This window comes from Streptomyces sp. NPDC008092, assembly GCF_042957285.1.
Taxonomy (GTDB): Bacteria; Actinomycetota; Actinomycetes; order Streptomycetales; family Streptomycetaceae; genus Streptomyces.
The window spans coordinates 91,129-111,422 of the sequence record NZ_JBIBHY010000017.1; the positions used below are offsets into that span (position 1 = coordinate 91,129).

Here is a 20,294-nt window from a genome sequence, read left to right on the forward strand (position 1 = left end):
CAAGCGGCCGCCCTCTCGGGGGCGGCCGTTTCGCGTTCCGCGCGGCCCCGGACAACCCGCACGCCACCCCTGTGGAATCCCACGGCAGCCTCCAGTGTTTCTCCCGTATACGGTCCTCCGTCCGGCCTGCAGGCGATGACATGGCCCAGGATCGCTACCATGGGCACTCCGGAGCCTGACCGGGGGACCCGGATCGCGCACGAGGAGCCCTCTTGCCAGACGAGGCCCAGCCACTGACAGCCGCCAAGCCCGAGCCTGCCTCGGCGCCCGCGGCCAAGCCCGCGCCGAACGTGTCGCAGACGAAGAACGACACCCGTGGGCCGGTCGAGCACGCACAGTCCGCGCCGGTCGAGAAGTCGGCCGAGACCTCGCGCCCCAAGCCGGCCCCGCCCGAGCGCCCCGCGACCCGCCCCAACAGCGGCCAGCCCGCACGCTCCGGTTCCTCCAACCGCGTCCGCGCCCGCCTGGCCCGCCTCGGCGTGCAGCGCGCGAACCCCTACAACCCGGTCCTGGAGCCGCTGCTGCGCATAGTCCGCAGCAACGACCCCAAGATCGAGAACGCCACGCTCCGCCAGATCGAGCGCGCCTACCAGGTCGCCGAGCGCTGGCACCGCGGCCAGAAGCGCAAGAGCGGCGACCCGTACATCACGCACCCGCTCGCGGTGACCACCATCCTCGCCGAGCTGGGCATGGACCCGGCGACCCTGATGGCGGGCCTGCTGCACGACACCGTCGAGGACACCGAGTACGGCCTGGAGGACCTGCGCCGCGACTTCGGCGACGTCGTCGCGCTGCTCGTCGACGGCGTCACCAAGCTGGACAAGGTCAAGTTCGGCGAGGCCGCGCAGGCCGAGACCGTGCGCAAGATGGTCGTCGCCATGGCCAAGGACCCGCGCGTCCTGGTCATCAAGCTCGCCGACCGCCTGCACAACATGCGCACCATGCGCTACCTCAAGCGCGAGAAGCAGGAGAAGAAGGCGCGCGAGACCCTGGAGATCTACGCGCCGCTCGCCCACCGGCTGGGCATGAACACCATCAAGTGGGAGCTGGAGGACCTCGCGTTCGCGATCCTCTACCCCAAGATGTACGACGAAATCGTCCGCCTGGTCGCCGAGCGCGCCCCCAAGCGCGACGAGTACCTCGCGATAGTGACCGACGAGGTCCAGGCCGACCTGCGCGCCGCCCGCATCAAGGCGACCGTCACCGGCCGCCCGAAGCACTACTACAGCGTCTACCAGAAGATGATCGTCCGCGGCCGGGACTTCGCGGAGATCTACGACCTGGTGGGCATCCGCGTCCTGGTGGACACCGTCCGCGACTGCTACGCGGCCCTGGGCACCGTCCACGCGCGCTGGAACCCGGTTCCGGGGCGCTTCAAGGACTACATCGCGATGCCCAAGTTCAACATGTACCAGTCGCTGCACACGACGGTCATCGGCCCCAACGGCAAGCCCGTCGAACTCCAGATCCGCACGTTCGACATGCACCGCCGCGCCGAGTACGGCATCGCCGCGCACTGGAAGTACAAGCAGGAGGCCGTCGCCGGCGCCTCCAAGGTCCGTACCGACGTGCCGAAGTCGTCCGGCAAGGGCAAGGACGACCACCTCAACGACATGGCCTGGCTGCGGCAGTTGCTGGACTGGCAGAAGGAGACCGAGGACCCCAGCGAGTTCCTGGAGTCCCTGCGCTTCGACCTGTCCCGCAACGAGGTCTTCGTCTTCACGCCCAAGGGCGACGTCATAGCGCTCCCGGCCGGGGCCACCCCGGTCGACTTCGCGTACGCGGTCCACACCGAGGTCGGCCACCGCACGATAGGCGCGCGCGTCAACGGCCGTCTCGTCCCGCTCGAATCGACGCTGGACAACGGCGACCTGGTCGAGGTCTTCACCTCCAAGGCGGCCGGCGCGGGACCGTCCCGCGACTGGCTCGGCTTCGTCAAGTCCCCGCGCGCCCGCAACAAGATCCGCGGCTGGTTCTCCAAGGAGCGCCGGGACGAGGCGATCGAGCAGGGCAAGGACGCCATCGTCCGCGCCATGCGCAAGCAGAACCTGCCGATCCAGCGCATCCTCACCGGCGACTCGCTGGTCACGCTGGCGCACGAGATGCGCTACCCGGACATCTCCTCGCTGTACGCGGCGATCGGCGAGGGCCATGTGGCCGCGCAGAACGTCGTGCAGAAGCTGGTGTCCGCGCTCGGCGGCGAGGAGGCGGCCACCGAGGAGATCGACGAGGCGGTCCCGCCGACCCGCGGCCGCCGCAGCAAGCGGCGCAGCAGCCAGGACCCCGGTGTGGTCGTGAAGGGCGTCGACGACGTCTGGGTCAAGCTGGCCCGCTGCTGCACCCCCGTGCCCGGCGACCCGATCATCGGCTTCGTCACGCGCGGCAGCGGGGTGTCGGTGCACCGCAGCGACTGCGTCAACGTCGAGTCGCTGTCCCGCGAGCCCGAGCGCATCCTCGACGTCGAGTGGGCGCCCACCCAGTCCTCGGTCTTCCTGGTCGCCATCCAGGTCGAGGCCCTGGACCGGTCCCGGCTCCTGTCGGACGTCACCCGCGTCCTGTCCGACCAGCACGTCAACATCCTCTCCGCGGCCGTCCAGACCTCCCGCGACCGGGTGGCCACCTCCCGCTTCACCTTCGAGATGGGCGACCCCAAGCACCTGGGCCACGTCCTGAAGGCCGTACGGGGCGTGGAGGGCGTGTACGACGTCTACCGGGTCACGTCGGCGCGCAACCGGTCGTAGCGGCGGACCGGCATACGACGAGAGGGGCCCCGTACGCCGTGTACGGGGCCCCTCTCGGTGTCGACGGGAAACTAGCCGCCGAACTCCTGGAGACCCTTCAGAGCCTGGTCCAGGAGCGCCTGGCGGCCCTCCAGCTCGCGCTCCAGCTTCTCCGCCTTCGACGAGTTGCCCTGGGCGCGGGCCTGCTCGATCTGCGTCCTCAGCTTGTCCACGGCGGCCTGCAGCTGGCCGGTCAGACCCGCGGCACGCGCGCGTGCCTCCGGGTTGGTCCGGCGCCACTCGGCCTCCTCGGCCTCCTGGATGGCCCGGTCGACCGTGTGCATCCGGCCCTCGACCTTCGGACGCGCGTCGCGCGGCACGTGGCCGATGGCCTCCCACCGCTCGTTGATCGAACGGAAGGCGGACCGCGCGGACTTCAAGTCGCCGATCGGCAGGAGCTTCTCGGCCTCGGCGGCCAGCTCCTCCTTCAGCTTCAGGTTCTCCGTCTGCTCCGCGTCCCGCTCCGCGAAGGCGGACCCGCGCGCCGCGAAGAACACGTCCTGGGCACCGCGGAAGCGGTTCCACAGGTCGTCCTCGTGCTCGCGCTGCGCACGGCCGGCGGCCTTCCACTCGGCCATCAGCTCGCGGTAGCGCGCGGCCGTGGGACCCCAGTCCGTCGAGTCGGACAGCGACTCCGCCTCGGCGACCAGCTTCTCCTTGGCCTTGCGGGCGTCCTCACGCTGCGCGTCGAGCTGCGCGAAGTGCGCCTTGCGGCGCTTGGAGAACGCCGACCGGGCGTGCGAGAAGCGGTGCCACAGCTCGTCGTCCGACTTGCGGTCCAGACGCGGCAGGCCCTTCCAGGTGTCCACCAGGGACCGCAGCCGCTCACCGGCCGCCCGCCACTGGTCGGACTGCGCCAGCTGCTCCGCCTCGACGACCAGGTCCTCCTTGGCCTGACGGGCCTCGTCGGACTGCTTGGCACGCTGCGCCCGGCGCTCCTCGCGGCGCGAGTCCACGGTCTTCACCAGCTCGCCCAGCCGGGTCCGCAACGACTCCAGGTCACCGACCGCGTGGTGCGCCTCCACCTGCTCGCGCAGGTGGTCGATGGCGACCTGGGCGTCCTTCGCGGACAGGTCGGTGGTCTGGACTCGCTTTTCGAGGAGGCCGATCTCGACAACCAGGCCCTCGTACTTGCGCTCGAAGTAGGCCAACGCCTCCTCGGGGGAGCCGGCCTGCCAGGACCCGACGACCTGCTCGCCGTCGGCCGTACGCACGTACACGGTCCCCGTCTCGTCGACGCGGCCCCACGGGTCGCTGCTCACAGCGCCTCCTCCACATGATGCCCGCGAGGGGCCTCAGCGCCCCCGGGCATCGTCCACAGTTTCGTCACGGCCAACATAGGCGACCGGCGGGTTGCCTGTCCGCATCCCGCGCGACCGAAATTTCGCAGTTCGTGGTCAGGATTTCGCGACTGTGACCTTGTTGATCACGACCGTCGCGTTCGGGGCTCCGTCACCCTGTCCGGTGTTCTCGCCCGCGGCGGCGATTTTCTTCAGGATCTTCATTCCGGCCGCGTCCACGGTGCCGAACGGGGTGTAGCTGGCCGGCAACTGGCTGTCCTGGTAGACCAGGAAGAACTGGCTGCCACCGGTGTGCTTCTGGCCCGTGTTGGCCATCGCGACCGTACCCGCCGGGTAGACGCCGCCCGTCAGGCTTTTGTCCTTCAGGTTCTCGTCGGGGATCGTGTAGCCCGGACCACCGCTTCCGGTCCCCGTCGGGTCGCCGCACTGCAGCACGTAGATGCCGTTGGTGGTGAGGCGGTGGCACTTGCTGTGGTCGAAGTAGCCCTTCGACGCGAGGAAGTCGAACGAGTTCACCGTGTGCGGGGCCGCCGACGTCTTCAGCGCGATGCCGATGTCGCCGCAGGTCGTCGACAGCGTCATCGTGTACTTCGCCGACGTGTCGATCGTCATCGCCGGCTCCTTCTTCCAGCTCATCTTCTTCACCGAGCCGGCCGCGGCCTTCTCGCACGGGTCCGGAGCCTTGCTGGGCGAGGCGGAGGCGCTGGGCGTCGTCTCCGAGCTGGCGTTCGCCTTGCCGTCGTTCTTCAGCGCCCCGGTCATGTACAGCGTGACGCTGCCGATCACGATCACGCCGAGCACCGACGCGATCACGGAGTTGCGCATGCGTGTCTTGCGCCGTGCGCTGGTACGCCGCTGCTGCTGCCGCAAGAACTTCTCCCGGGCGAGCTGACGCCGCCGCTGCTCCTGGCTGACCACCGGGTTCTCTCCTCATGCGTGTCGTGTGTCGACCGGTACGCGTGCGTCCTGTGCGCTGTGTGAGCCGACTGCTGCGTGTAGCCCCGTACCGTATATGGGTTCGCTGAGGAAACGGCAGCGCCGGTAGGCTCTGGACCACAGCTTGTAGCCACCCGAACCGACACAACGAAGGACGATCGTGCTCATTGCCGGGTTCCCCGCCGGGGCCTGGGGGACGAACTGTTATCTCGTCGCCCCCGCCGCCGGCGCGGAGTGCGTGATCATCGACCCCGGCCACCAGGCCGCCGAAGGCGTCGAGGAAGCACTGCGGAAGCATCGGCTCAAGCCCGTCGCCGTCGTCCTCACCCACGGCCACATCGACCACGTCGCCTCGGTCGTCCCCGTCTGCGGGGCGCACGACGTACCGGCCTGGATCCACCCCGAGGACCGGTACATGCTGAGCGACCCCGAGAAGGCGCTCGGCCGGTCCATCGGCATGCCGCTGATGGGCGAGCTGACCGTGGGGGAGCCGGACGACGTCCTCGAACTGACCGACGGCGCGCGGCTGGAGCTGGCCGGACTGGAGTTCTCCGTCGCGCACGCGCCGGGCCATACCAGGGGGTCGGTGACCTTTCGGATGCCCGAGACGGCCGACATCCCCTCGGTCTTCTTCTCGGGCGATCTGCTCTTCGCCGGCTCCATCGGACGCACGGACCTGCCGGGCGGCTCCATGGACGACATGCTGGCCTCGCTGGCCCGGGTGTGCCTGCCGCTCGACGACTCCACCGTGGTGCTGTCCGGCCACGGCCCCCAGACGACCATCGGCCAGGAGCGCGCCACCAACGCCCATCTGCGGCAAGCGGCCGCAGGCCGCCAAGGTCACAGTGCGCAAGCCGACGCTCCCCGACGAGGAATGTGACGAGAACTTCCGTGAGCACCTTTCAGGCCCCCAAGGGCACGTACGACCTGATCCCCCCGGAGAGCGCCAAGTACCTGGCCGTCCGCGAGGCGATCGCCGCGCCGCTGCGCAACTCCGGCTACGGCTACATCGAGACCCCGGGCTTCGAGAACGTCGAGCTCTTCGCGCGCGGTGTCGGCGAGTCCACCGACATCGTCACCAAGGAGATGTACGCGTTCGAGACGAAGGGCGGCGACAAGCTGGCCCTGCGCCCCGAGGGCACGGCCTCCGTGCTGCGCGCCGCCCTGGAGGCCAACCTCCACAAGACCGGCAACCTCCCCGTCAAGCTCTGGTACTCCGGCTCGTACTACCGCTACGAGCGCCCGCAGAAGGGCCGTTACCGCCACTTCTCGCAGGTCGGTGCCGAGGCGATCGGTGCCGAGGACCCGGCGCTGGACGCCGAGCTGATCATCCTGGCCGACCAGGCGTACCGCTCGCTGGGGCTGCGCGACTTCCGCATCCTGCTGAACAGCCTGGGCGACAGGGAGTGCCGCCCGGTGTACCGCGCGGCGCTGCAGGACTTCCTGCGCGGCCTCGACCTGGACGAGGACACGCTCCGCCGGGCGGAGATCAACCCGCTGCGCGTCCTGGACGACAAGCGGGAGTCGGTCCAGAAGCAGCTCGGCGACGCCCCCCTCCTGCGCGACTACCTCTGCGACGCCTGCAAGGGGTACCACGAGGAGGTCCGCGAGCTGATCACGGCGGCCGGCGTCGCCTTCGAGGACGACCCGAAGCTGGTCCGCGGCCTGGACTACTACACGCGCACGACCTTCGAGTTCGTCCACGACGGCCTGGGCTCCCAGTCCGCGGTGGGCGGCGGCGGCCGCTACGACGGCCTCTCCGAGATGATCGGCGGCCCCGCGCTGCCGTCCGTCGGCTGGGCCCTCGGCGTCGACCGCACGGTGCTCGCGCTGGAGGCCGAGGGCGTCGAGCTCGACATCCCGTCCGCCACCAGCGTCTTCGCGGTCCCGCTCGGCGAGGAGGCGCGCCGCGTGCTCTTCGCGAAGGTCACGGAGCTGCGCCGGGTGGGCATCGCGGCGGACTTCTCCTACGGCGCCAAGGGCCTCAAGGGCGCCATGAAGAACGCCAACCGCAGCGGCGCCCGCTACACGATCGTCGCCGGCGAGCGGGACCTCGCCGAGGGCGTCGTCCAGCTGAAGGACATGGAGTCCGGCGAGCAGTCGGCGGTGGGCGTCGACGAGATCGTGGCGGAGCTGGAGTCGAAGCTCGGCTAGCAGGACAGGTTGACCGGCGACGATGCCACCGGCCGGTCGACTCGCCGAGAAATCGGCGCAGTTGGCCGGCTCGGTAAACGCTTGGCGATGTCTCCGAACGGGTGTGCGCGGCATTCCTACGCTGCGGGCATGAAAATCTTCCGGTCGCGCAACCGCGTGGACACACCGCCCCCGGTGGGTGCTCCCCTGCATCTGGCGAACACCCTCTTCCGCGAAGGGCAGTACGCGGCGGCGGAGACCGAGGCGCGGGCGGTGGCCGCGCGCCATGCCGGCCACGCCAAGTCGGCACGGAGTTTCGTCGCGGCGGCGCTGGGCGCCCAGGGCCGTCACGGCGAGGCCCTCGCCGAGTACGACGCGCTGCTGCCGGTCTTCGGCAGGGAGTACGGTGCCGAACACCCGCTGACGCTGCAACTGCGTGCCAACCGCGCCCAGACGCTGATCACGCTCGGCCGGCACGCCGAGTGCGAGGTGGAGTGCGCCGCCGTCGCGCGGGCCGCGAGCCGCGACACCGGAGCGGCGATGCAGATCCTGGTGGGCGTCGCCCGCAACGGACAGATCTACGCCGTCAACGCGCAGGGGCGCCACGAGGAGGCCGAGGCGCTCGCCCGCGACGCCCTGGCCGCCCGTGACTCGCCCGACCGGCTCACCCTGGCCCTGCGGCTCGGGCTGGCACGCAGCCTCAACGGCCAGGAGCGCCACGACGAGGCCCTCACGGAGGCGCGGCAAGCCGAGGAACTGTACCGGAGCCTCTCCGAGGACCATCGCCGCACCGAGACCGGTGCCGTCGAACTGGCCATGGCGACCGCCCTCGTGGGGCTGGGCCGCGGCGCCGAGGCCCGCCCGCCGGCCGCGGCCGCCCACGACGCCTGCGCGACCGCCTTCGGACCGGGCCACTACCGCGTCGCCGAGGCCCGGGCCCTCCTCGACCGCATCGACGGCGCCTGACCGGACGCGCGCCTGCCCGGCGCCGGGTCCGCGCCCAGGACCGACACCTCGAATCCGTGTGCTGTCATGGCCCCGAGCATCGGCCGGAACCGAACTCCCCGGGCCGGCCGTGCGTCCTTCCTTATCTCCACCGAACGGTGGACGGGGCGCCTCGTGCGGCACAATGGCCCCTGCCCGAAGAAGTTCCAACTCTCAAACAGACGGAATCGGCGTGATGAGCAAGACGACAGTCAAGGACGTCTCCACCGAGCCCGAGCCCGAGCACGCCTCCGCGGCACCGCGCACCGAGGGCGGCAGCCGCGCCTTCGGGCTGCTGCTGATCATCACCGGCGCCGCCGGACTGCTGGCCGCCTGGGTCATCACGATCGACAAGTTCAAGCTGCTGGAAGCCAAGGTCGCGGGCAAGACGTTCACCCCCGGGTGCAGCCTCAACCCGGTGGTCTCCTGCGGCAGCGTCATGGAGTCCAAGCAGGCCGCCGCCTTCGGCTTCCCGAACCCGATGCTCGGCCTGGTCTGCTACGGCATCGTCATCTGCGTCGGCATGAGCCTGCTGGCCCGCGCCCGCTTCCCGCGCTGGTACTGGCTGACCTTCAACTTCGGCACCCTCTTCGGCGTGGGCTTCTGCACCTGGCTGCAGTTCCAGTCCCTGTACCGGATCAACGCGCTCTGCCTGTGGTGCTCGCTGGCCTGGGTCGCCACGATCACCATGTTCTGGTACGTGACCTCCTTCAACATCCGCAAGAGCTTCCTGCCCGCCCCGAACTGGCTGAAGTCCTTCTTCGGCGAGTTCACCTGGGTGCTGCCGGTCCTGCACATCGGCATCATCGGCATGCTGATCCTGACCCGCTGGTGGGACTTCTGGACCAGCTGACCACCGGGGCCGCCGACGGCCCGGGCCGGATTGTCAGTGCCGTGACTTAGGGTTTCAGCGTGGAACCCGACCTGTTCACCGCCGCCGCAGAAGAACGCCAGGAGAAGGACCCGACCGGGAGCCCCCTGGCGGTGCGGATGCGCCCGCGCACCCTCGACGAGGTGGTGGGCCAGCAGCACCTGCTGAAGCCGGGGTCCCCGCTGCGCAGACTGGTCGGCGCGGGTTCCGGCGGCCCGGCCGGGCCGCCGTCCGTGATCCTCTGGGGGCCGCCCGGCACCGGCAAGACGACCCTCGCGTACGTCGTCTCCAAGGCGACCGACAAGCGGTTCGTGGAGCTCTCCGCGATCACCGCCGGCGTCAAGGAGGTCCGTGCGGTCATCGACGGAGCCCGCCGCGCCACCGGGGGCTACGGCAAGGAGACCGTCCTCTTCCTCGACGAGATCCACCGCTTCAGCAAGGCCCAGCAGGACTCCCTGCTCCCGGCCGTCGAGAACCGCTGGGTCACCCTGATCGCCGCGACCACCGAGAACCCGTACTTCTCGGTGATCTCGCCGCTCCTGTCCCGCTCCCTGCTCCTCACCCTCGAACCGCTCACCGACGACGACGTCCGCGGCCTGCTGCGCCGGGCCCTCGCCGACGAGCGGGGCCTCAAGGAGGCCGTCACCCTCCCCGAGGACACCGAGGAGCACCTGCTGCGCATCGCCGGCGGCGACGCCCGCCGCGCCCTGACCGCCCTGGAGGCCGCCGCCGGGGCCGCCCTCGACAAGGGCGAGGCGGAGATCGGCCTGGGGACCCTGGAGGAGGTCGTCGACCGGGCCGCGGTGAAGTACGACCGCGACGGCGACCAGCACTACGACGTCGCCAGCGCCCTCATCAAGTCCATCAGGGGGTCGGACGTCGACGCGGCCCTGCACTACCTGGCCCGCATGATCGAGGCCGGCGAGGACCCCCGCTTCATCGCCCGCCGCCTGATGATCTCGGCGAGCGAGGACATCGGCCTCGCCGACCCCAACGCGCTGCCCATAGCCGTGGCCGCCGCCCAGGCCGTCGCCATGATCGGCTTCCCCGAGGCCGCCCTCACCCTCAGCCACGCCACCATCGCCCTCGCCCTGGCCCCGAAGTCCAACTCCGCGACCACCGCGATCGGCGCGGCCATGGAGGACGTCCGCAAGGGACTGGCCGGCCAGGTGCCCCCGCACCTGCGCGACGGGCACTACAAGGGCGCCGCCAAGCTCGGGCACGCGCAGGGCTACGTCTACCCGCACGACCTGCCCGAGGGCATCGCCGAGCAGCAGTACGCCCCGGACACCGTCCGGGACCGCGAGTACTACACCCCGACCCGGCACGGCTCCGAGGCGCGGTACGCCGACGCCGTCGAGTGGACCAGGAAGCACCTCGGTCGCAGGCGGTCCTGAGCAGCCTGTAGACTTCGCCGGAGCGCCGAGTCCCGCGCAGTCAGAGCGGGACAACCGGCCGGAACCCCCGTCAGGGGGATCCAGGAGCGTCGCGCACCGTCGATCGGTGTCGCGGGCAGCCCACCACCATCCGTCGGGTCACAGACGACGGGACCGGTCGGTGGGCCACTCGCGTGCTGCACGTATGTGCCCAGACCAGGGGAGCGGCTGCCCACCAGACCCGGCAACGGGTTCCGGAGGGTTTCCCCGGCTGCGGATTGCGACCTCCCTCAACGCTGACAAGCCGAATATCAGAAGGAAGAAAGAGACAGTGGCGAACCAGTCCCGCCCCAAGGTCAAGAAGTCGCGTGCCCTCGGCATCGCGCTGACCCCGAAGGCCGTCAAGTACTTCGAGGCCCGCCCCTACCCGCCGGGTGAGCACGGCCGCGGCCGCAAGCAGAACTCGGACTACAAGGTCCGTCTGCTGGAGAAGCAGCGTCTGCGCGCGCAGTACGACATCTCCGAGCGTCAGCTGGTCCGCGCCTACGAGCGTGCCTCCAAGGTGCAGGGCAAGACCGGTGAGGCCCTCATCGTCGAGCTGGAGCGCCGCCTCGACGCGCTGGTCCTGCGTTCGGGCATCGCCCGCACGATCTACCAGGCCCGCCAGATGGTCGTCCACGGCCACATCCAGGTCAACGGCCAGAAGACCGACAAGCCGTCCTTCCGGGTCCGCCCGGACGACGTCGTGCAGGTCCGCGACCGTTCCAAGGACAAGACGCTCTTCCAGATCGCCCGCGAGGGCGGCTTCGCCCCCGACGGCGAGACCCCCCGCTACCTGCAGGTGAACCTCAAGGCCCTGGCGTTCCGCCTGGACCGCGAGCCGAACCGCAAGGAAGTTCCGGTCATCTGCGACGAGCAGCTCGTCGTCGAGTACTACGCCCGCTGATCACCGGCCGGGTGTAGCACCTCAGCGTCAGCCCGCCGTCTCCCCGCCCTTCCGGGTGGGCGAGGCGGCGGGCTTCCGCATGTCACCACCCTCCCGCCGCTGCCGTACCGGCCCGCGCGGCGCGGGCAGCGCTTCCAGCGGCCGCACCCCGAAGTACTCCAGCGCCCGGGCCACCGCCGCCTCCCGGTCCAGCCGGGCCCCCTGCCGCACGCACTCCGCGTACCGCTCGTCGCCCAGCGCCCGCCGCGCCGTGGCCTCGCACAGCTCGTGCGGGGCGTTGTAGTTCGCCGAGCCGAACAGCGGCAGTCCCACCGAGGGCCACATCCGCCCGGCCGCGCCCTGCAGCACCGCCGCCTCCGCCGGGTCGCCCTGCGCCACGGTCACCAGGGCGAGCAACTCGATGGACAGCACCGAGCCCAGCAGGTCCCGGAAACCGTGGGCATGGCCCAGGCAGTCGGTCAGCAGCTCCCGGGCCGCCGCGTGCTCGCCGTCCCGCCAGGCCGCGTACGCCAGCACGTACAGCGCGTACGAGCGGGCCCAGCGCTCGCCGTGGTCCTCGCACACCCGGCGCACGTCCTCGCACAGCCGCACCGCGTCCGCCAGATCACCGCGGAACGCCCTGGTCATCGCCAGCTCCACCTGCGCCATCAGGACGTTGCTGTTGAGCTCGCCGATCTCCTGGTAACGGGCGAGGGCCGAGCACAGCAGCGTCTCCGCGCGCGTCATGTCGTCCGTGACCAGCGCCAGACAGCCGGTCCGGTGTTCCGCGTACGCCACCGCCGTCGGGTCGGCGGCCAGCTCGGCCGCCTCACGGCACTCCTGGAGCGCGGCCAGCGCGGGCACCGCGTCGCCCTGGAGGATCGCCACGTAGCCGAGCACCCACAGCGCCTTCAGCCGGGACTGCGGATACTCCGAGTCCAGCTCCAGGCTCCGCTCCAGCCAGCGCCGCCCCTCGGAGAGCCGTCCGCAGCCCGCCCAGTGGAACCACAGCGAGCCGGCCAGGTACTGGCCCAGATGCGCCTCGTCCGGCTCGGTCAGGCAGTGGTCCAGCGCCGCCCGCAGATTCGGCAGCTCGGCCTCGACCCGCGCGGCCACCTCGCCCTGCCGCGGCGAGAACCACTCCAGCTCGCACCAGGTCGCCAGCCCCATGAACCAGTCCCGGTGCCGGCGCCGCAGCCGCCCCGCGTCCCCCGCCGCCACCAGCCAGTCCGCGCCGTACGCCCGCACGGTGTCGAGCATCCGGTAGCGCACGCCCGACCCCGCCTCCTCCCGGGACACCACCGACTGGGCGAGCAGCTCCGCCAGCACGTCCAGGACCTCCTCGGCCGCCAGCCCGTCCCCGCTGCACACGTACTCGGCGGCCTCCAGGTCGAAGGCCCCCGCGAACACCGAAAGGCGGGCCCACAGCAACCGCTCCGCCGGCGTGCACAGTTCGTGGCTCCAGCCGATCGCGGTGCGCAGGGTCCGGTGGCGGGGGAGGGCGTCCTGACCGCCGCCGGTCAGCAGCCGGAACCGGTCGCCGAGCCGCTCCAGCAGCTGCCCCGGCGACAGGGCCCGCAGCCGCCCCGCCGCCAGCTCGACCGCCAGCGGGATCCCGTCCAGGCGCCGGCACACCTCCCGCACCTCCGCGCAGTCCCGCACCTCCAGCCCCTGCCGCCCGGCGCGCTCGGCGAACAGCTCCACCGCCTCGTCCTCGCAGAGCGGCCCCAGCGGGAACAGCCGCTCGCCGGCCACCCCGAGCGGCCGCCGGCCCACCGCCAGCACGGCCAGGTCCGGCAGTTGCCCCAGCAGCCCGGCCACCAGCTCCGCGCACGCGTCGACCAGGTGCTCGAACCCGTCGAGGACCAGCAGGATCCGGCGGCCGGCCAGCTGCCCGAGGAGCGTCTCGCGCGGCAGCCGGGTGGTGTGGTCGGTCAGCCCGAGCGCCTCCACGACCGCGTAGTCCACGAACTCCGGATCGCGCACCGGCGCCAGCTCCACCCGCCACACCCCGTCCCGGGGCACCGCACCGGCCGCAGCCCGGGCCGCGAGCCGGGACTTGCCCACCCCGCCGGCTCCGGTCACCGTCACCAGCCGGCCGGACTCCAGCGCCCGTGACAGCTCGCCGAGTTCGGCCGACCGGCCCACGAAGGCGGTCAGTTCCAGGGGCAGGTTGCCGTCCGCCGAAGAGCCGGAGCGCTGAGGACCTCGCATGGGACACGGAGCGTACTTAACCGTGTTCAGTCAGTACAATCGCTTCCCGTAACTCCGCCGCTCGCGCGCGGTAATCCGGTACGGAGCCCTGCGTCCCGCGCGATAGGCTCAGTGCTCAATTGATTTCGCGGAAGAGCGGGAAGCGGGTGCACGCGGTGTCCGGTGGAGAGGTGGCCGGGATCCTGGTGGCCGTCTTCTGGGCGATCCTGGTCTCCTTCCTCGCGGTGGCTCTCGTGAGGCTGGCCCAGACGCTCAGGGCGACCACCAAGCTGGTGGCGGACGTGACCGACCAGGCCGTCCCGCTGCTCGCCGACGCCTCCGCGGCCGTACGCTCCGCGCAGACCCAGATCGACCGGGTCGACGCGATCGCCTCCGACGTCCAGGAGGTCACCTCCAACGCCTCCGCGCTGTCCACCACGGTCGCCTCCACCTTCGGCGGCCCGCTGGTCAAGGTCGCGGCCTTCGGCTACGGCGTGCGCCGGGCGCTGGCCGGCCGCAAGGCGGACGTGCCCGTGAAGGAGCCCGGGCGTACGGTGATCGTGGGCCGGACCGTCCCCGCCGCCCGGCGGAAGAACCGGGGAAAGTAGGAGCCAGGCCATATGTTCCGCCGTACGTTCTGGTTCACCACCGGTGTCGCCGCCGGAGTGTGGGCCACCACCAAGGTCAACCGCAAGCTGAAGCAGCTGACCCCGGAGAGCCTCGCCGCCACCGCCGCGAACAAGGCCCTGGAGACCGGCCACCGGATCAAGGACCGGGCGATCGGGTTCGCGCTCGACGTCCGCGACAACATGGCCCAGCGGGAGGAAGAGCTGGGCGACGCGCTCGGTATCGGCGCGGACCCCGAACTCCCCGCGCCCCGGCGGTTCGCCGCCATCGAGAACCGCAGCAACCCGAAGTACGCCGATGACAGGACGACGTACTCGTACAACCGGAATGAGGACCACTGATGGAGTCGGCCGAGATTCGCCGCCGCTGGCTGAGCTTCTACGAGGAGCGCGGTCACACCGTCGTCCCTTCGGCGTCGCTCATCGCGGACGACCCGACTCTGCTCCTCGTCCCGGCCGGCATGGTGCCCTTCAAGCCCTACTTCCTCGGTGAGGTCAAGCCGCCGTGGGCGCGCGCCACCAGCGTGCAGAAGTGCGTGCGCACCCCCGACATCGAAGAGGTCGGCAAGACCACCCGGCACGGCACCTTCTTCCAGATGTGCGGCAACTTCTCCTTCGGCGACTACTTCAAGGAAGGCGCCATCAAGTACGCCTGGGAGCTGCTCACCACGCCCCAGGACAAGGGTGGTTACGGCCTGGAGCCGGAGAAGCTCTGGATCACCGTCTACAAGGACGACGACGAGGCCGAGCGCATCTGGCACGACGTCATCGGCGTGCCGAAGGAGCGCATCCAGCGCCTCGGCATGAAGGACAACTACTGGTCCATGGGCGTCCCCGGCCCGTGCGGCCCGTGTTCCGAGATCAACTACGACCGCGGCCCCGAGTTCGGCGTCGAGGGCGGCCCCGCCGTCAACGACGAGCGGTACGTGGAGATCTGGAACCTGGTCTTCATGCAGTACGAGCGCGGCGAGGGCATCGGCAAGGACAACTTCGAGATCCTCGGCGAACTGCCCAGCAAGAACATCGACACGGGCCTCGGCCTGGAGCGCCTCGCCATGATTCTGCAGGGCGTGCAGAACATGTACGAGATCGACACCTCCATGGCCGTGATCAAGAAGGCCACCGAGCTGACCGGTGTCCACTACGGCGAGTCCCACGCCTCGGACGTCTCGCTGCGGGTCGTCACCGACCACATGCGTACGTCGGTCATGCTCATCGGCGACGGCGTCACCCCCGGCAACGAGGGCCGCGGCTACGTCCTGCGCCGCATCATGCGCCGTGCCATCCGCAACATGCGGCTGCTCGGTGCCACCGGCCCGGTCGTCCTGGACCTGATCGACACCGTGATCGCGATGATGGGCCAGCAGTACCCGGAGCTGGTCACCGACCGCGAGCGCATCGAGAAGGTCGCCGTCGCCGAGGAGAACGCCTTCCTCAAGACGCTGAAGGCCGGCACCAACATCCTCGACACCGCCGTCACCGAGACCAAGGAGTCCGGCGGCTCGGTCCTCGCCGGCGACAAGGCGTTCCTGCTCCACGACACCTGGGGCTTCCCGATCGACCTCACCCTCGAAATGGCCGCCGAGCAGGGCCTCTCGGTGGACGAGGACGGCTTCCGCCGCCTGATGAAGGAGCAGCGGGACCGCGCCAAGGCCGACGCCCAGGCCAAGAAGACCGGCCACGCCGGTGCCGGTGCCTACCGGGAGATCGCCGACAAGACCGGCGAGACCGACTTCATCGGCTACTCCGACACCGAGGGCGAGACCACGATCGTCGGCATCCTCGTCGACGGCGTCTCCTCCCCGGCCGCCTCCGAGGGCGACGAGGTCGAGATCGTCCTGGACCGCACCCCCTTCTACGCCGAGGGCGGCGGCCAGATCGGCGACACCGGCCGGATCAAGGTCGACACCGGTGCCGTGATCGAGATCCGCGACACCCAGAAGCCGGTCCCGGGCGTCTACGTCCACAAGGGCGTCGTCCAGGTCGGCGAGGTGACGGTGGGCGCCAAGGCCCACGCCTCGATCGACTCGCGCCGCCGGACCGCCATCGCCCGCGCCCACTCGGCCACCCACCTCACCCACCAGGCCCTGCGCGACGCCCTCGGCCCGACGGCCGCCCAGGCCGGTTCCGAGAACCAGCCCGGCCGCTTCCGCTTCGACTTCGGCTCGCCGTCCGCCGTCCCGACGGCCGTGATGACCGACGTCGAGCAGAAGATCAACGAGGTGCTCGCCCGCGACCTCGACGTGCGCGCCGACATCATGGGCATCGACGAGGCCAAGAAGCAGGGCGCCATCGCCGAGTTCGGCGAGAAGTACGGCGAGCGGGTCCGCGTGGTGACCATCGGCGACTTCTCCAAGGAGCTGTGCGGCGGCACCCACGTCCACAACACCTCCCAGCTCGGCCTGGTCAAGCTGCTCGGCGAGTCCTCGATCGGCTCGGGCGTGCGCCGTATCGAGGCCCTCGTCGGTGTCGACGCCTACAACTTCCTGGCCCGTGAGCACACGGTCGTCGCCCAGCTCCAGGAGCTGATCAAGGGCCGTCCGGAGGAGCTCCCGGAGAAGGTCTCCGCCATGCTCGGCAAGCTGAAGGACGCCGAGAAGGAGATCGAGAAGTTCCGCGCGGAGAAGGTGCTGCAGGCCGCCGGAGGTCTCGTCGAGTCCGCCAAGGACGTCCGCGGGATCGCCGTCGTCACCGGCCAGGTCCCGGACGGCACGACCCCGGACGACCTGCGCAAGCTGGTCCTGGACGTGCGCGGCCGCATCCAGGGCGGACGCGCCGCGGTCGTGGCCCTGTTCACGGTCAACAACGGCAAGCCGCTCACGGTCATCGCCACCAACGACGCCGCCCGCGACCGCGGTCTCAAGGCCGGTGACCTGGTCCGCACCGCCGCCAAGACGCTCGGCGGCGGCGGTGGCGGCAAGCCGGACGTCGCCCAGGGCGGCGGCCAGAACCCGGCCGCGGTCGGCGAGGCCATCGACGCTGTCGAACGCCTCGTGACCGAGACCGCCAAGTAAGGAAACGGTCGGAAATGCGCAGAGGACGTCGACTCGCGATCGACGTCGGGGACGCCCGGATCGGGGTCGCCTCGTGCGACCCCGACGGGATTCTCGCCACCCCGGTCGAGACGGTCCCCGGCCGGGACATCCCGGCGGCCCACCGCAGGCTGCGGCAACTGGTCGAGGAGTACGAACCGGTCGAGGTCGTCGTCGGACTCCCGCGCTCCCTCAAGGGGGGCGAGGGCCCGGCCGCGGTCAAGGTCCGGGCCTTCGCCCAGGAGCTGGCCAAGGGCATCGGGCCGGTGCCGGTCCGGCTGGTCGACGAGCGGATGACGACCGTGACGGCCAGTCAGGGGCTACGGGCCTCGGGGGTGAAGTCGAAGAAGGGGCGCTCGGTCATCGACCAGGCTGCCGCTGTGATCATCCTCCAGCAGGCGCTGGAATCCGAACGGGTGTCAGGTAAACCACCCGGCGAGGGCGTCGAAGTAGTCATCTGATCGCGATACGGTAACGTTCCGCGCGATGCGATGGTTTTCGAACAGCCACCGCACAGCAAGAGGCGGAACGGTCAGTCGGCCCACCAGCCGCGTGACGCGCCGCCTCGCGGCTCTAGGGGATCGATGACTGAGTATGGCCGGGGCCCAGGCTCCGAACCGTGGCATCCGGAGGACCCGTTGTACGGGGACGACGGATGGGGCGGACAGCAGCCCCACGTGGGCCAGCAGTCCCCCTACGGCGGTCAGCCGCAGCACTACCCGCAGGAGCCGCAGCAGCAGTACGGCGACTGGAGCCAGCATCAGCAGGGCGGGTACGACCAGCAGCAGTACCCGTACTACGACGAACAGGGCCAGCTCCAGTACACCGACGGACACGGCCAGCACATCCACGGGCACGGCCAGCCGCAGTACGACCAGCAGTACGTGGGCCATGCCCCGCAGCAGTACCACCAGGGCACCTGGGACGCGACCGGTACCCACGGCCACGTCCCCTACGCGGCCGACCCGGGCGACCCCTACGGCCAGCAGCCCGTGGCCTACGGCACGGAGCAGCCGGACTTCTACGGCACCGAGGACGCCTACCCGCCCCCGGAGCCGCCCGGCCGCCGGCGCCCCGAGCCGGAACCGCAGCCCGAGCCCGCCGTCGAGGAGGAAGAGGAGCAGCACCCCTTCTTCACCGGCGCCGACGACGATGACGAGGACGGGGACGACGACCCGAAAGGACGTCGCGGTGGTGGCCGCGGCAAGGACGCCAAAGGCGGCAAGGGCGCCAAGAAGCGCCGCAGCGGCTGCGCCTGCCTGGTGGTCTGCCTGGTCTTCGGCGGCGGTGCGGCCACCGTCGCCTACTACGGCTGGCACTTCTACCAAAATCGTTTCGGCGCGGCCCCGGACTACGCGGGCAGCGGCTCCGGCGAGACCGTGACCGTCCAGATCCCCAAGGGCGCGGGCGGGTACGAGATCGGCCGCCGGCTGAAGGAAGCCGGTGTGGTCAAGAGCGTCGACGCGTTCGTCCACGCGCAGACGCAGAACCCGAAGGGCGACACGATCCAGGCGGGCGCCTACACCCTCAAGAAGGAGATGTCCGCCGCCAGCTGCGTGCTGCTGATGCTCGACCCGAAGAGCCAGGCCAATGTGGTGGTCACCCCGGGCGAGCGCGCGGCGGCCGTCTACGTGTCCCTGGACAAGAAACTCGGCCTTTCCGCCGGCACCTCGAAAAAGGTTGCCAAGGCCGAATACAAGAACCTCGGTCTGCCGAGCTACGCGAACACCAACAGCAAGATCATGGACCCGCTGGAAGGATTCCTCTACCCGGGTACCTATCCCGCGGCCAAGGGCATGAAGCCCGACGCGATCCTGAAACAGATGGTCGCCGCGGCCAAGGAGGAGTACGCCACCTACGACCTGGCGGCGGAGGCCAAGAAGTACGACCTCGACAGCCCGCTGCAGGTCATCACGGTCGCGAGCCTCGTCCAGGCCGAAGGAAAGACGCATGACGACTTCCGCAAGATGGCGGAGGTGGTCTACAACCGTCTCAAGTCCACGAACACCGAGACGAACCAGTTGCTGCAATTCGACTCGACCTTCAACTACCTGAAGGGCACCAGCAACATCCACATCAGCGAGTCGGAGATCAACAGCAACAGGGACCCCTACAACACGTACACCCAGAAGGGCCTTCCGCCCGGTCCGATCGGCAACCCCGGCGAGGACGCACTGAAGGCGGCGCTGAATCCGACCGACGACGGCTGGATGTACTTCGTGGCGACCGACGGCGTGAACAACACCGAATTCGCCAAGACCAACGCCGAATTCGAGAAGCTCAAGGAAAAGTTCAATGCCAACTCGGGCAACTGATGCCCGCCGGGCCGCCGTGCTCGGTAAGCCCATCGCCCACTCCCTCTCCCCGGTGCTGCACCGGGCCGCGTACGACGAACTCGGGCTCACCGACTGGTCGTACGAGCGCTTCGAGGTCGACGAGGCCGCACTGCCCGGCTTCCTCGGGACGCTGGGGCCGGAGTGGGCCGGGCTGTCGCTGACCATGCCGCTGAAGCGGGCGGTCATCCCGCTGGTCGACGAGATCAGCGAGACGGCCGCCTCGGTCGACGCGGTCAACACGGTCGTGTTCACGGAGGACGGCCGACGCATCGGGGACAACACCGACATCCCGGGCATGGTCGCCGCGCTCCGCGAGCACGGCATCGAACAGGTCGACTCCGCCGCGATCCTCGGTGCCGGCGCCACCGCCTCCTCCGCGCTGGCCGCGCTGGCCCGGATCTGCACCGGCGAGGTCGTCGCCTACGTCCGCAGCGAGGAACGCGCCGCCGAGATGCGGCACTGGGGCGAGCGCCTCGACGTCGAGGTCCGCACCGCCGACTGGGCCGACGCCGAGCAGGCCCTGCACGCCCCCCTGGTGATCGCCACCACCCCGGCCGGGACCACCGACGCCCTCGCCGCCGCCGTACCCGAGCGCCCCACCACCCTCTTCGACGTCCTCTACCACCCCTGGCCCACCGCCCTGGCGGCCCGCTGGTCCATGTTCGGAGGCGCCGTCGTCAGCGGCCTCGACCTCCTGGTGCACCAGGCCGTCCTCCAGGTCGAACAGATGACCGGCCGTACGCCGGCCCCGCTGGACGAGATGCGCAGGGCCGGGGAGAAGGCGCTCGCCGAGCGCTGACC

At 70.5% G+C, this 20,294-nt stretch carries 16 protein-coding genes; 13 read left to right on the forward strand and 3 right to left on the reverse strand.

The annotated features are described in order from the left end of the window. Positions 1–212: 212 nt before the first annotated feature. Positions 213–2,741 carry a RelA/SpoT family protein gene (locus ACFZB3_RS41135; RefSeq protein ID WP_391386392.1) on the forward strand — a complete coding sequence of 843 codons (2,529 nt, stop codon included), beginning with the start codon at positions 213–215 and terminating at the stop codon, positions 2,739–2,741. A 71-nt stretch (positions 2,742–2,812) separates the two neighbouring features. Here ACFZB3_RS41135 and ACFZB3_RS41140 read toward each other — a convergent pair whose 3' ends face one another. Both ACFZB3_RS41140 and ACFZB3_RS41145 read right to left on the reverse strand, forming a co-directional pair. Next, on the reverse strand, positions 2,813–4,042 hold the full coding sequence (locus ACFZB3_RS41140) for a DUF349 domain-containing protein (RefSeq protein WP_391386393.1): 1,230 nt from the start codon (positions 4,040–4,042) through the stop codon (positions 2,813–2,815). Between the two features lie 135 nt (positions 4,043–4,177). Next, positions 4,178–4,999: a peptidylprolyl isomerase gene (locus ACFZB3_RS41145; RefSeq protein WP_391386396.1), complete on the reverse strand. Its 822-nt coding sequence runs from the start codon at positions 4,997–4,999 to the stop codon at positions 4,178–4,180. A gap of 178 nt (positions 5,000–5,177) precedes the next feature. On the opposite strand from ACFZB3_RS41145, the gene ACFZB3_RS41150 reads away from it, so the two are divergent. The 6 genes from ACFZB3_RS41150 (at position 5,178) to rpsD (ending at position 11,327) form a co-directional block, all read left to right on the forward strand. After that, a complete protein-coding gene (locus tag ACFZB3_RS41150) occupies positions 5,178–5,897 on the forward strand; it encodes an MBL fold metallo-hydrolase (protein WP_391386399.1) in 720 nt (239 codons plus the stop codon). An 11-nt stretch (positions 5,898–5,908) separates the two neighbouring features. Then, positions 5,909–7,171 carry a histidine--tRNA ligase gene (hisS, locus tag ACFZB3_RS41155; RefSeq protein WP_391386402.1) on the forward strand — a complete coding sequence of 421 codons (1,263 nt, stop codon included), beginning with the start codon at positions 5,909–5,911 and terminating at the stop codon, positions 7,169–7,171. Between the two features lie 129 nt (positions 7,172–7,300). Beyond that, entirely contained in the window at positions 7,301–8,116 is an 816-nt protein-coding gene (locus ACFZB3_RS41160) for a tetratricopeptide repeat protein (protein ID WP_391386405.1), read from the forward strand. 214 nt (positions 8,117–8,330) lie between these two features. After that, positions 8,331–8,987: a vitamin K epoxide reductase family protein gene (locus ACFZB3_RS41165; RefSeq protein WP_391386407.1), complete on the forward strand. Its 657-nt coding sequence runs from the start codon at positions 8,331–8,333 to the stop codon at positions 8,985–8,987. Between the two features lie 59 nt (positions 8,988–9,046). Continuing rightward, positions 9,047–10,402 carry an AAA family ATPase gene (locus tag ACFZB3_RS41170; protein WP_391386410.1) on the forward strand — a complete coding sequence of 452 codons (1,356 nt, stop codon included), beginning with the start codon at positions 9,047–9,049 and terminating at the stop codon, positions 10,400–10,402. A 310-nt stretch (positions 10,403–10,712) separates the two neighbouring features. Further along, positions 10,713–11,327: a 30S ribosomal protein S4 gene (gene rpsD / locus ACFZB3_RS41175; RefSeq protein ID WP_093505354.1), complete on the forward strand. Its 615-nt coding sequence runs from the start codon at positions 10,713–10,715 to the stop codon at positions 11,325–11,327. Between the two features lie 27 nt (positions 11,328–11,354). On the opposite strand, the gene ACFZB3_RS41180 is transcribed toward rpsD, so the two are convergent. Beyond that, positions 11,355–13,520: an ATP-binding protein gene (locus ACFZB3_RS41180; RefSeq protein ID WP_391386413.1), complete on the reverse strand. Its 2,166-nt coding sequence runs from the start codon at positions 13,518–13,520 to the stop codon at positions 11,355–11,357. A gap of 146 nt (positions 13,521–13,666) precedes the next feature. On the opposite strand from ACFZB3_RS41180, the gene ACFZB3_RS41185 reads away from it, so the two are divergent. The 6 genes from ACFZB3_RS41185 to ACFZB3_RS41210 all read left to right on the forward strand — a co-directional run bounded on the left by ACFZB3_RS41185 (position 13,667) and on the right by ACFZB3_RS41210 (position 20,292). Beyond that, positions 13,667–14,107: a DUF948 domain-containing protein gene (locus ACFZB3_RS41185; protein WP_391386734.1), complete on the forward strand. Its 441-nt coding sequence runs from the start codon at positions 13,667–13,669 to the stop codon at positions 14,105–14,107. 12 nt (positions 14,108–14,119) lie between these two features. Beyond that, positions 14,120–14,467, forward strand: coding sequence for a hypothetical protein (locus tag ACFZB3_RS41190; protein ID WP_391386415.1), 348 nt, complete (start codon positions 14,120–14,122; stop codon positions 14,465–14,467). Next, a complete protein-coding gene (gene alaS / locus ACFZB3_RS41195) occupies positions 14,467–17,139 on the forward strand; it encodes an alanine--tRNA ligase (protein ID WP_391386418.1) in 2,673 nt (890 codons plus the stop codon). The genes ACFZB3_RS41190 and alaS overlap by 1 nt, the downstream gene beginning before the upstream one ends. 14 nt (positions 17,140–17,153) lie before the next feature. Next, entirely contained in the window at positions 17,154–17,618 is a 465-nt protein-coding gene (gene ruvX / locus ACFZB3_RS41200) for a Holliday junction resolvase RuvX (protein WP_361291074.1), read from the forward strand. A 123-nt stretch (positions 17,619–17,741) separates the two neighbouring features. Beyond that, positions 17,742–19,472: an endolytic transglycosylase MltG gene (mltG, locus tag ACFZB3_RS41205; protein ID WP_391386421.1), complete on the forward strand. Its 1,731-nt coding sequence runs from the start codon at positions 17,742–17,744 to the stop codon at positions 19,470–19,472. Then, positions 19,453–20,292, forward strand: coding sequence for a shikimate dehydrogenase (locus tag ACFZB3_RS41210; RefSeq protein ID WP_391386424.1), 840 nt, complete (start codon positions 19,453–19,455; stop codon positions 20,290–20,292). The genes mltG and ACFZB3_RS41210 overlap by 20 nt, the downstream gene beginning before the upstream one ends. The last annotated feature ends 2 nt before the right edge of the window (positions 20,293–20,294 follow it).

Excerpts from the sequence above, each read along its gene's own strand:
- ACFZB3_RS41160 (WP_391386405.1), top strand. The coding sequence starts at position 7,301 with ATGAAAATCTTCCGGTCGCGCAACCGCGTGGACACACCGCCCCCGGTG.
- ACFZB3_RS41165 (WP_391386407.1), top strand. The coding sequence starts at position 8,331 with ATGAGCAAGACGACAGTCAAGGACGTCTCCACCGAGCCCGAGCCCGAG.
- ACFZB3_RS41180 (WP_391386413.1), bottom strand. The coding sequence starts at position 13,520 with ATGCGAGGTCCTCAGCGCTCCGGCTCTTCGGCGGACGGCAACCTGCCC.
- ACFZB3_RS41190 (WP_391386415.1), top strand. The coding sequence starts at position 14,120 with ATGTTCCGCCGTACGTTCTGGTTCACCACCGGTGTCGCCGCCGGAGTG.
- alaS (WP_391386418.1), top strand. The coding sequence starts at position 14,467 with ATGGAGTCGGCCGAGATTCGCCGCCGCTGGCTGAGCTTCTACGAGGAG.
- ruvX (WP_361291074.1), top strand. The coding sequence starts at position 17,154 with ATGCGCAGAGGACGTCGACTCGCGATCGACGTCGGGGACGCCCGGATC.
- mltG (WP_391386421.1), top strand. The coding sequence starts at position 17,742 with ATGACTGAGTATGGCCGGGGCCCAGGCTCCGAACCGTGGCATCCGGAG.
- ACFZB3_RS41210 (WP_391386424.1), top strand. The coding sequence starts at position 19,453 with ATGCCAACTCGGGCAACTGATGCCCGCCGGGCCGCCGTGCTCGGTAAG.